Source organism: Rhodococcus sp. 15-2388-1-1a (assembly GCF_002259145.1).
Lineage (GTDB): Bacteria > Actinomycetota > Actinomycetes > Mycobacteriales > Mycobacteriaceae > Rhodococcoides.
In genome coordinates this window covers 201,362-212,200 of the sequence record NZ_NPFP01000001.1, presented here as the reverse complement: position 1 = coordinate 212,200, position 10,839 = coordinate 201,362, and the positions used below count along the sequence as shown (strand labels likewise).

15 protein-coding genes are annotated in these 10,839 nt (G+C 65.0%); all 15 read right to left on the bottom strand.

Annotated features, from left to right (window positions below; all coding sequences use genetic code 11):
* Window positions 1-234 (bottom strand): hypothetical protein (locus tag CH302_RS01095; RefSeq protein ID WP_141216569.1); only part of this gene is annotated, 234 nt, incomplete at its 3' end.
* A gap of 116 nt (window positions 235-350) precedes the next feature.
* Window positions 351-950: a hypothetical protein gene (locus CH302_RS01090; RefSeq protein WP_037187944.1), complete on the bottom strand. Its 600-nt coding sequence runs from the start codon at window positions 948-950 to the stop codon at window positions 351-353.
* Between the two features lie 54 nt (window positions 951-1,004).
* Window positions 1,005-1,406 carry a hypothetical protein gene (locus tag CH302_RS01085; RefSeq protein WP_037187943.1) on the bottom strand — a complete coding sequence of 134 codons (402 nt, stop codon included), beginning with the start codon at window positions 1,404-1,406 and terminating at the stop codon, window positions 1,005-1,007.
* The gene (locus tag CH302_RS01080) at window positions 1,403-1,597 is read right to left on the bottom strand and encodes a hypothetical protein (RefSeq protein ID WP_037187940.1); all 195 of its coding nucleotides are present in this window, start codon (window positions 1,595-1,597) and stop codon (window positions 1,403-1,405) included. The genes CH302_RS01085 and CH302_RS01080 overlap by 4 nt, the downstream gene beginning before the upstream one ends.
* 10 nt (window positions 1,598-1,607) lie before the next feature.
* The gene (locus CH302_RS01075) at window positions 1,608-1,871 is read right to left on the bottom strand and encodes a hypothetical protein (protein WP_037187938.1); all 264 of its coding nucleotides are present in this window, start codon (window positions 1,869-1,871) and stop codon (window positions 1,608-1,610) included.
* The gene (locus CH302_RS01070) at window positions 1,868-2,218 is read right to left on the bottom strand and encodes a hypothetical protein (RefSeq protein WP_037187936.1); all 351 of its coding nucleotides are present in this window, start codon (window positions 2,216-2,218) and stop codon (window positions 1,868-1,870) included. The genes CH302_RS01075 and CH302_RS01070 overlap by 4 nt, the downstream gene beginning before the upstream one ends.
* Entirely contained in the window at window positions 2,215-2,610 is a 396-nt protein-coding gene (locus tag CH302_RS01065) for a hypothetical protein (RefSeq protein WP_037187934.1), read from the bottom strand. The genes CH302_RS01070 and CH302_RS01065 overlap by 4 nt, the downstream gene beginning before the upstream one ends.
* A 16-nt stretch (window positions 2,611-2,626) precedes the next feature.
* Window positions 2,627-3,031 carry a hypothetical protein gene (locus CH302_RS01060; protein WP_037187932.1) on the bottom strand — a complete coding sequence of 135 codons (405 nt, stop codon included), beginning with the start codon at window positions 3,029-3,031 and terminating at the stop codon, window positions 2,627-2,629.
* Entirely contained in the window at window positions 3,031-4,017 is a 987-nt protein-coding gene (locus CH302_RS01055; RefSeq protein WP_037187930.1) for an SU10 major capsid protein, read from the bottom strand. Before CH302_RS01055 ends, CH302_RS01060 begins: the two co-directional genes overlap by 1 nt.
* Before the next feature lie 48 nt (window positions 4,018-4,065).
* Window positions 4,066-4,848 carry a hypothetical protein gene (locus tag CH302_RS01050; protein WP_037187928.1) on the bottom strand — a complete coding sequence of 261 codons (783 nt, stop codon included), beginning with the start codon at window positions 4,846-4,848 and terminating at the stop codon, window positions 4,066-4,068.
* Between the two features lie 131 nt (window positions 4,849-4,979).
* Window positions 4,980-5,255 carry a hypothetical protein gene (locus CH302_RS01045; protein WP_037187926.1) on the bottom strand — a complete coding sequence of 92 codons (276 nt, stop codon included), beginning with the start codon at window positions 5,253-5,255 and terminating at the stop codon, window positions 4,980-4,982.
* Window positions 5,252-7,195, bottom strand: a complete 1,944-nt coding sequence (locus tag CH302_RS01040; protein ID WP_052047346.1) for a VG15 protein — start codon at window positions 7,193-7,195, stop codon at window positions 5,252-5,254. Before CH302_RS01040 ends, CH302_RS01045 begins: the two co-directional genes overlap by 4 nt.
* Window positions 7,179-8,624, bottom strand: coding sequence for a phage portal protein (locus CH302_RS01035; protein WP_052047345.1), 1,446 nt, complete (start codon window positions 8,622-8,624; stop codon window positions 7,179-7,181). The genes CH302_RS01040 and CH302_RS01035 overlap by 17 nt, the downstream gene beginning before the upstream one ends.
* A complete protein-coding gene (locus tag CH302_RS01030) occupies window positions 8,621-10,399 on the bottom strand; it encodes a terminase (protein WP_230596155.1) in 1,779 nt (592 codons plus the stop codon). The genes CH302_RS01035 and CH302_RS01030 overlap by 4 nt, the downstream gene beginning before the upstream one ends.
* Window positions 10,386-10,838, bottom strand: a complete 453-nt coding sequence (locus CH302_RS01025) for a phage terminase small subunit (protein WP_141216568.1) — start codon at window positions 10,836-10,838, stop codon at window positions 10,386-10,388. The genes CH302_RS01030 and CH302_RS01025 overlap by 14 nt, the downstream gene beginning before the upstream one ends.
* Window position 10,839 lies beyond the last annotated feature (1 nt).

Below are 10,839 nucleotides of genomic sequence, written 5' to 3'. Positions count from 1 at the left end.
GATCGCAGCCTGAAATAGCGGCGTGTTGGTGCCTGCGGTCTGGGCTGGATCGACCCCGAACGCGGCCACCGAGAGGGCGTTGCCACCGGGGGCATAACGATTGTCGGCTGTCGTTTGGGACAGTTTGCCTTCGGCGATCTCGTGGGCCTCGTCGATGCCGTCGCCGTACTTCTCGAACAGTGCCTTGGTGACGCGGGTGACCCCGCTGGTGATTTCGGGACGTGACCAAACCATAGCGGGGCCACCTGCCTTTCATTTGTTGGGAGAGAACAGAATTCGAGCTCAGTAGAGGATGAAGCCCTGAGGCCCGATGATCGGCGCGAATTGCTCGTCCGCACCGATCACCGGGCTCAGGGGTTTCCCGACGTCACCGACGCATCGTGACGCAGCTCGAGGACGTTCTCCCCCTTCGCGCCGAGCGCCGACTTGTACGTGGTGATCGTGATCTGGTGGTTCGTGACGTTCGAGTGAACGTCCGTGACCTCGGCGGTCTGAGTGACCTGCCCCTTCTCCACGACGTACCGCTTCGTCTTCTCGCCGTCGATCGCGTCGAGGATCCACGACTTGATCGGCAGCGTCTCCGACGTGTGGTAGATCCGCTTGTGCAGGCCGTCATCCTCTACCTCGTCGACCTCGACGTTCGCCTCACCGAACACCGACACGAGGACTGCTTCGAGGTCGTCCTCGAGCAGGGTGACGGTGATCGACTCGTCGTATTCGGTCTGGACCTCGCGGAAGGTCTCACCACCGAACATGCGGATCTTCTGGGTGGTTCGGGACTTGTTGATCCCGAGTCCGTTCTCTCCGACCGCGCCGTGATCGTTCGCGAGGAACGCGGGTGCGAGTGCGGTGTTCGCCTTCGTCGGCAGGAGGGTGCCGAGGTCTGCGGAGTGCAGCACTCCGCCGTCGATGGGTGGGGTCGCGACAAAGGAATTGCCAACGTTGACCATGAGTGTTCGCCCCTTTCAAGGCTTCGTTGCACCGGGCCACGAAGGGGTGTCGAGCTAGGAGATCTTGATGAGCATTTCGCCGGTCAGTTGCCAGCGGGCTTGGCCGGATTCGTCGGGCCACTCGTACGGGCCGCCGTCTTCTCGCCACCATCGGATGAATCCGCCTGCGGCCGTGCGGCCGATCAGGTTGCGGAGTACAGCTCGGGTGGTGTTGGCGAGGAGCTCGGCGTCGTCGTCGTTGTCGGCCCAGCACTCGATGATCAGTCGCGCGTGGTCGGTGGCACCGTGCGATGCCATACCGCCGCCAGGAGTGCGGGTAATGCGGATCATCCTCGAGCGCCGGCGTTTCGGGACCTTGTCGGAGATCCACACGTCCTCGAATCCGGCGGGCATGTGGTCGGTGACGGCGCGAACTGCGACTGTCTGTGCAGACTTCGGTATCGCGAGCTCGGTCATCGGATCCGCCCGAGGACGTTGACGAGGGTGTTGTGGTTCGCGTTGCGGCGGCGAGCGGAGTACGTAGCCGGGTAGATGATTGCGCGCCAACGGCCCTGCGGTCGCTTCTGGCCTTGCTGCGAGGACCACTCAAATCCGTCGCCGGCGGCGATGGCTCCTCGGCGCGCGAGGTCGTCGACGGCGGCCCGCACGGTGGGGAGGCTACGAATCTCGTAGAACGCGGTCGATCTCGGAACGAATCTCGCTCCTGCCATCGTCGTCCACCTCCTCCCCTGTCTCCTCCGGGTCGACGAAGTCAGCGGCGATCCAGAACTCGGAGTTGTACGCGGCGAGAGCCTGCTTCCGGCTCGAGTCGGCGTAGACGAGCAGGACCCCGGATTTGTCGTCAACGCTGAACGACTGAGTTCCGAAGCGATCCTCACCGCCCGCGTGGCGGACGCGAAGTTCTTTGCCGGTCAGGCTCATCCGCCAACCGCCTTGAGTTTCGCGTCGACGAGTCCCGGTGACCAGAACGGATTGTGGTCGTAGTTCGTCGGTTGCCCGTCGACCTCGAACCATCCGAAGCCGGGGAGCTCGATCTGGTCGAGCTCGCTCACGTTGTCTTTCGACTGCGGGTAGCAGGTGGCCGCGTGAACCGTGCGGTTCGTGTGGCCGTCGGTGAGTGTCTCGGTGCCGCCGATGTACCAGGCGAAGACCTTGATCTCCACTGGTGCTGCGTGGTCGCCGGTTTCGCGTCCACGGTCGTCGCGGACTGCGCCCTCGACGTACCGTTTCAGCTTCACTGGGAACTGGCAGGCGAACTGGACGCTCACGGTGCCTCCAAGAGCGGAGGCCGCGGCGGCGTCGTGTCGATGGTGAACGCTCGCCCCGTTTTCGTGAGTCCGCAGAGCTCGCGAAGGTCCGCGATCTCCGACGGCCACAAGAGCCGTTTGCGTTCGGTGCGGTTGTCGATGGTGCCCTGGAATGGGCCCGCCGACATCTGCGTGACCGCCCCGGTCCCGGAGTCGTTCCAGCGCAGGACCGCTGACCGGAGGATCGCCTTTGCCTGCGCCGGGTAGAGGAACTCCTCGTCGACGATGCAGGGGGCGACCTTCGGTGCGGATGCGGCGGCGATGACGTCCGCGATCATCAGTTCGGCTTTCGCCTCGTCGAGATTCTGCACGAACGGCCGAATGTCGTCGAGGTCCAATTCGACTGCGGGCATTGGTCGCCCCCTCTCGCTACTTGTCGGTGGCCTTCGGCGTCGTGGTCCGTGGTGCCGCCTTTTTCGCGGGCAGCTTCGGGGCCGATTCGCCTTCGGCGGTCGGTGACGCGGGCGGCTTCTGCGAGGCCGGATCTCCGTGCAGGCCTTCGGCTGTGGGGCTCGCCGGCGGATTCTGCGACGTCGGATCGGGCTCACCCGCGGCCGTCGGCGACACCGGATCGGGCCCGGGCGGTGTGGCGTCCTTCGCCGGAGCGGTGTCTTCGTCGTCGGACACCTCGGTCACACCGGCGTGGTCGCCGAGCTTGCGGAGGAACGACGCCGCCTTGCCGGTTGCTTCGGCTTCGCCGTCGACGAAACGAGTGCGGGTCTCACCGCGACCGACGATCAGACCCGGGTAGATGCTCGACTTGAACTTCGGCATCAGGCACCGTCCCCGGCGTTGATGGTCGGGAGGCCGGTGAGCTTGCCGTGCTTGCGCTCGTTGCCGTACTGCAGCCCGATCTCGCCGTACAGCTGCACCTTGTCGGATGCGCCGGTCTTCGCGAGCGGCTCGGCGAAGAAATGGCCCTTGCCGGGGATGTTCAGGAACGCCGGCGCGAGCTCCTCGAGGGACACGACGGCGATCTCGTCGGCCGGGTGGAACCGCGAGAGCATGATGTTCACGCGACCGAAGTCGGTCTCGAACGTCTGCAGGTTCACGCCGCCGACGTTGCGGGACGTTTCCCGGTACGCCGAGCCTGCATCCTTGATGAAGATCTTCGTCAGGCGGCGCTTCTGTGTGGCGTTGGTGATCAGGGTTCGGGTCTCCGATTCCTGGATTCCGCCGTTCGTCCACACCTCCTGCATCAGATCGAGGATCAGGTCGTCGGTGAGGGGCTCGCCGCCTGCCTCGACGACGTTCGTGGTGATCGCCGGGAGCAGTCCGCGGGTGCGGCGGACGGTGGTGTTGTCGGTCGGCAGGTTGTAGATGCCGCCGACGAACGAGGCCTCGACGTCGCGGGCGATCTGCTTGAGCTCGGCCTGGATCTGCCAGGTGAGCTCGTCGCCGACGGGCTGGTTGTCGATGCGGATGTTCGTGGCACCGTCGGTCGCGACCTGACGGACGGCAGCCTGCTTGGTGTACGAGACGGCGACCTGTTCCTGGTGGATCTCGAGGACGTTCGTTCCGGCTGCTCGCTTGCGGCCCTCGGCCTGCGGAGCGTCCGCGCCTTCGAGTCGCTGACGGTTCTTGTCGGCCTCGCGGAGGTCGTAGGACTGCCAGGAGAAGATCGTCGACGACTTCTCTTCGCCGCCGGTGAGTCCACCGATCGCGGAGAGCAGCGGAGTGTCTTCCGGGGAGATGGAGAACAACTCGCCGACGTAGTTCGGCAGGTTGTAGGTGGTGCCGAGTCCGGTTATTCCGGGCATGGCGGTTCCTTTCGCTATGAACCCGAAACGTGTTCGGGTGGTGAGGGATTACTTTTTGTTGGTGCCGAGCTGTGCGAGCTGCAGAGTTTTCAGGCGCATCGCCTTCTGCTTGTCGCCGGCCTTCTCGGCGGCGGCGATCTGGGATGCCAGGTTCGCCGGTGTGACGGGTGCTCCGCCCTCGCCTTCGACGTGGACTCCGACGCCCGGTTCCTCGGCTTTGGGGATTCCGAGGGATGGGTCGGCCGCGACAGCATCTTTGATGGCTGCGTCGAGCTTCTCGTCGAAGTCGCTGGCGGCCGGGTCGAGTTCTGCGATCGCCCGGTTGAACGAGCGGGAGTCGACGAGCCGGTCTGCGTTGCCGTCGAGCTTCGCGGCTCGGCGGAACACTGCGAGCTCGAGCTTGCTCTCGCGGGCTTCCTGCTGTGCAGCAGTGAGCTGTCCGGGGAGTTTGCTCGGGTCGTTTTCGCCGTCGGGGTTGTCGCCGTTGACGATTTTCATCAGGGCGTCGAGCTGCTGCTTGGCCGAGAAGTTGTCCTTCGATCGGTTCTCCCATTTGCGGGATTCGTCGACGGCTTTCTTCACGTCCTCCGGCTTCTGGTCGCCGAACAGCTCTTTCCACTGGTTCGTGGTGTCGTCGGCTCCTGCGCCATCGTTTTCGCCGTCTGCACCTCCACCGTCGCCGGCTGCTTCTCCGCCACCGCCGTTGGGGTGTCCTTCCGGGTCGCGTCGAGGATGCAGCCGTGCGGGCATCCTCGAGGTGCGAGCGAACGAGTCGATCGCGGCCGGCGCGATGATGGTTCCGAAGGTGCGACGTGCATTCAGGTGGTGCATTGTGTGTCCTCCCGTGCGGGATAGGTCGACGTCGTGCGACGCCGGGGGAATGAGGCGTGCACCTCGTTGTGGGTGCACGAAAGAAGCGCCACCCGAGTGGGTAGCGCTTCGATTGAGGGAAGAGTGCCGGGCTAGTAGACGAGCAGTCCGTCGAGAGTCGGCCAGGTTTCGGCCTGCGGTACATCGCCCGTCACAACTGGATTCGGGATAATCCGCTCGGCCGCGACCAACAGATCGACATCAGTCGTCACTCCGACTTTCATCGGCCCACCCGGATGGGCGGGCACTTCATGCTCGGCGAGGTCGCCGAGCTCGGTGGTGGTCTGCGGGTCCGCGGTGAACTCGATACCGCTCGGGCTGTCGAGCCAACGGTCAGGATCGGTGCTGGACTTCATCTGCCAGGTCATAGCAGCGCCAACACCCCCAACATGAAATCTTGCAGCTCGTCGTCACCGTACTTGGTCGATGACCTACCGTACAGGTCCTGCGTTCCGACTTGGAAGACCTCGTGCGCGACGAGATCCGGGCGCGAGTACCCGGCCGGGACATAGCTTCGGCCTGCGTATGGTTCGAGCCAGTCATCCTTGTAGGTGAGCTCGGTGAGCTGAGAGTTGCTGACCGGAACCAGGTCCTCGAGGACCCCGCCTCGGGTAGCGCGTGATCGCGCGAGCGCGAACTCGAGCTGCGTGAGCCCGGGGATGGCCTGTTCCATGCGGTGGCCGAGCTCGTGGATCATCGTCTCGGTTGCCTCGTCGGAATGTGCGCCCGTCCGGTAGGAGAAAGTTCCCCTCGGGGAGACGACGACCGAGTCGGTTGGCAGGGTGCTCGGAGCTTTCTGCAGGAAGAACCCACGGTCGACGTACCCGAGCGCGAGGGGGCCGCGCGCGTCCGCCGCTTCCAGCCATTCGGTCGGGAAGAACTTCTCGGCGTCCCGGAGAAGAGCCACGGCGTCTGCGTCGGCCTCGGAGACTGGCCTGCCGCCGAGCTGCGTCAACCTGCTCCGTTCTGCGGCGGTCATCGTGTGCACCGCCTGCTGATGTCCGCCGAACTGACGCACATCCGAGAGTGCTTCGACGATCGCGGCGCTCTCACGCTGAGCGATGGACACTTTCGCCGCATCGACCCGAGTGTTGTGTGCGAACAGGTCCCCGAAGTTCCCTGCGCTCAGTAGCCGCTCGCGTTCGGCCGTGGCGTTCGCGACGAGTGATCGCAGCTCGACGAGCTCGGTATCCGCGTCCAAGCGGCGGGCGACGTCGGAGCGGATCGCTCGGCCCGCACCGGTGACGGTGGTGAGATGGCCGGCGAGCTCCGTCGACGCGATGTACTCACCGTTGACGGACTGTTGCAGGGTCTCGAACGAGCGCCAACCCGACGCGCCTTTCGGGAGGCTGGCCGCCGCTGCGTCGAGGGTGCTGCGAGTGGCTTTCGAGACCAGCCGGGTCGCTTCCCACGCCTGTTCCGCTGCGAGCCAGGACGTGAGCTCCTCCGCCTGTTTCGCGGCCGCCGTCGCAGCTGTCCGGGTCGCGGCTGCCGCCTTGCCGGCCTTTTCGGATTGCCGCATGTGCGCGAGGACCGCTTTGAGGTTGATCGCTCCCCCGTCGGCGGTCGCCTTCACGGCGTCGATGTACTGCTGCTCCCACTTCTCGGTGTATGACGGTGGCAGGTAGGTCATTCCGGGTCGCACCTCGAGCGAGGTGCACCGGCAGTAGTCGTGGTACGTCTCGCCGAGCGGTCGGGTGCCGCGAGTGGTGCGGCCACCGGCGAGGAACCTGCCACGATCACCACGCGACTCACCGCGAGCTCGAGCACGCCGATCCGACGCCGACATTTCGACGCCACGGCCGACGACCGACGTCGCGGCCGCCTCCGACGTGTACACAGCACTGCGGGTGGCGAGCATCCGGCAGAACTCGCACGCATTGGTGCGTGCGTGCCGAACCCACCGAGCGCCCGTCTCCTGCTCGACGTTCGCGACGATCGTGTCCCGCTCGGTGTCGAAGATCGCCTTCTGCACCACGCCCGCGAACCGGCCGAGCGCCTCGCCGCCGAGCGCATTGAGCGCCCATTCCGACGAGCCCGCGATCTTCTCCGGATCTGGCATCGGACCCGCGACCGGCTGATACGCCAAATCCGGCGCCGATTCCTGATACCAATCGACACCGTAATCAGCAGCTGCAGCCGCATACGGGTCGATGATCTGCGGAGTCGCATCGATGATCGTCGACCGAAACTCCGCCGACGACAGATCCGCCGATGACGCGCGCCGCCACATGTCGGTGAAGTCCTCCACCGCAAGTGTGTTCACCTCGTTGAGGATCACGACACGGTCATCAGGCGACGTCGGCATCTGTTTCGGTCTCCGTCCTGTTCGCGAGGTCCGCGACCTCCGGGTCCTGCTGCGCCTCGGCGGCCCGCGACGTGATCCGTTCCCGCACCATCGACCGGGCGTCCATACGACGCTTGTCTGCCATCGCGCGGGCGATCGTCGTCTCGTCCCAGCCGAGCTGCTCGAGGGCGACCTCGGACTCGGCGAGCCACGGGAACGCCTGCACGGTCTTCAACACCGCATCGGCAGCCGAGGAACGGGACGGTGTCGCCGGGTCCCGCCACTTCGCGCGCATCGCACGCAGCGCCGTCGGGATCTCCGACAGGTTGTCTCGGATCTGCACACCAGTCAGCAGCGACCGCGTCCACGCGTGACCGAACTGGTCGTCGGCGAACTCCGCCTCGATCAGCAGGTCCTCTTTCGCGGCGTGGATCGCCTCGGCCGAGCTCGGATTGTCTTGGATAACACCGAGAGAACCGACGGGGATCGAGGTCTCGCCGGAGAACTGAGTCGCCAACGTCCGCAGGTGATCGGCGTGTGGGAGCTGCGAGGCCGGCGAGAACTCGCCGACTGTCGGCAGGTCACCGTCGTCGGTAGCGCCGACCGCCCAGATCCGGCCCATGATCGCCTGCCACTGCGTTTTCAGGTTGCCGTCGGCGTCCATGAACGCGGACTCGTCGGCACCCATAATCCAGCGCTGCGGAGCGGAGTAGAACTCGGCTGAAACCTCCATGCGGACAGCAGTTCTCAACGCCGAGTCGGCGAGGGTCATCACCGGACGCGAGATCCGCGACGAACCGAACGGCCGATCCAGCCGAGGGTGGTAAGCGAGGACCTCGACGGGGACCCGCTTGAGAGCGTGGTTCCGGCGATCCACCCGCCAGCCCGTCGACGTCTTCGTCATCGTCACAACCGAATCGGGCAAGTACATGATCATCACCGACGGTGCACCGGACAGCTCGTCGGCCTCGATAATCGCCAGATGCGACGACACCTGCCGACGACGCTTGTCCCAGATCGCCGACCCGTACATCGCAGACCGCGTCGAAATGATCACATCCGGCTCACCGGACTGCACATCACCGAGCGTCGTCGACACGAACGCGCACGAATGCAGGAACGCCGACGTGTGCGCCTGCGGCACCTCCGTCGCCATCCGATTCGACGTCCACATGTCGTCGATACCGAGATCGGCCGTCGACAACCCGGGCACCACGAACCCGTCGAGCTTGCAGCGACGAGACAGGCCGTCGACGGACTTCGCCGGCCACCCGAGCACCATGTCGAGGTTCACCAGATCCGGGGGGATCGCAATCCCGAGATCCCGAATCAGGTTCTTCGCGTCGTAGTACATCGACCGGAGCTGATTTCGGACGAGCTTCTGCTGCCACGTCTTCCACAGTTCGTCGAGAGTGTTCTGCTCGGAATGGACCAGACCGTCGATCTTCACGCCAGCACCACCACCTTTCCTTTGCCGGTACCGGTCCGGACCTTGCCGCTGTTGAGCGCGAGCTTCCGGCCGAGCAGTGCACCGACCATGCACACGGCGAGGTCGACGAGCTCACCGGAGTCGCGAGATTTCTTACCGAGCGAGTCGCCCCACTTGTTCGGGCGCATCACTGCGTTGTGGACGTGCGTCCGGAGCCGAGAATCGCCGTCGTGGATGAGAGTGCCGTCCTGGTCGATCATTTCGACGACCTGCTCGGCCATATCGGTGAACTGCTGGTTCCGGATGACGCCGCCGCGCTGCGAGAGCCGCATGTCGTACTTCACCGAATGCCCCTGTGCGCCAGGCGTTGCCCACACCTTGAGCTTCTTCGCGAAATCGCGGTGCCATTCGTCGATCAGGTTCGCCCAGTACAGGTGATCGTCCTCGTCGTCCTTTGCCGGCGACGGGTCGACGCCGAACCACACGACGCGGTACTTGTCGAACGCCTGACGAACTCGGCCGTCGACGTCCGGGCGCGGAACCCGATACACACCCTGCTTTTTCGGGTTCCAGCCCTGCGGCTTCTCCCACTTCCCGAGCGTGACCACCAGACCATCCGACAGGCGGACAGCAACGAGGCCGGTGGCATCTTCGGACTTCGAGCAGTCCAGGAACATCGAGATCTGATCGTTCGGTTCGAGTTTCAGATCACCGCGCGCCAGGGCATCGAACTTCCGAGGATCGACCCACGCATCCGCGGCCGCCGCCAACCCGTTCAGGTAGAAGCGAATCGCATCAGCGTTCGTCGTACGCCGGTCCAGGATCTCGTCCTCGAGACGATCCAGATCCGACCACGGCGCATCCATGTACGCCGCCGCAATCCCCGCTCGCCGCGACTCGTCATCCGTCAGATCAGTCGACGGCGGAGCCTCAATCGAGTCGTACAAGATGTCGTGCCGTTTCGCGTCCGGGTGCTGCTGGTCCTGCCATGCCAAATACGACTGCTCCGCAACCGAATCCATGCCCATGCGGTGCGCGTTCGTGAACTCGAACACCCGCGCCTGCAGCTCCGCCGGCGACTTACCGACGTTTCGTCGAGCGACGGCCGCAACATCCCAGCCACCGTTCGATTCGGTCATGTGGTGGGACTCGTTGAGCATGATGTGCGTCGCCGGGTCACCCTCGGCCGTCTTCTGCGACGACGTGAGGAGCTCGATTCTGCCGCCACCGGCCGCCGTCGTCCGCTGCTCACCACAATCGAGCTGAAACTGATCACGCGTAGCCTGCGGGAGCATCGCATTCGCAACCCGCAGAACGTCTTTCGCCTGCGCCTCGGAGTTCGCCGCGATCTGCACCAACGGCAACCGGTGCCGGATCCCAACGATGCGACCCTTTTTGTCGCGCCCGGGCTGCGACGGACCGATCAGCTCGAGGAGACAAATCGAGCCGCCGAACGGGTCCTTCCCCGTCCCCTTCGACCCACGTTTGACCGCCGACCGATACAGCCAACGACCCGTCTCCGCATTGACCGCGTACGCCAGGATGATGAACATCTTCTGCCCCGGCGTGTACCGCCACGGCCGACCAGTCGTCGGATTGACGAACCACTTCTCGGCGAACTTGATGAGCTCGACACCGAGCGACACATCCGGGAGCTCAGCGAGCCGATCCGGATGGTTCCACTCTTTGCAGCGATCACCCGGCCACGGAATGGTGCGCCACGCACCCGACGGGTCTATCCAATACCCGGGGAGCAGTTCGGAATCGGTGTCGGTGATCGTGTCAGAGGACTTCACGGTACGACGCCATCTGCGTCACGTTGCCGTCTTCGTCGGTGTCCTCGTCATCGACAGCGGCGGGCTCGGCCGCGTCCGGGTCGATGTACCGGATCCGCAAATCGCGGCGGTTCTCCATCGTCGTCCCGAGCAGCTTGTCGCGAGCCCGCATCTCACCGGCCGCCTTCACGTCACCGTCATGGAACTCGGCGACGATCAACGCGGTATCGATCGCGAACTGCCAATCCCCCTCCGTCCACAACACGCAGTGCGGCATCGACGAGATCGCCTTCCACCACTTCCGGGTCATCGGCGGCCACGGCTTCCCGAGGAGCCGTTTCGCCGGCAACTTCGGTGCGTCCTCAAACGGGACGGCGCGGACGTCGGTCCAATCGTGTTTCAGCGCGTGATGGTTGATGCGTTGACCGTCAGGCTTCGGCTTGCGTCCACGTACAGCCATG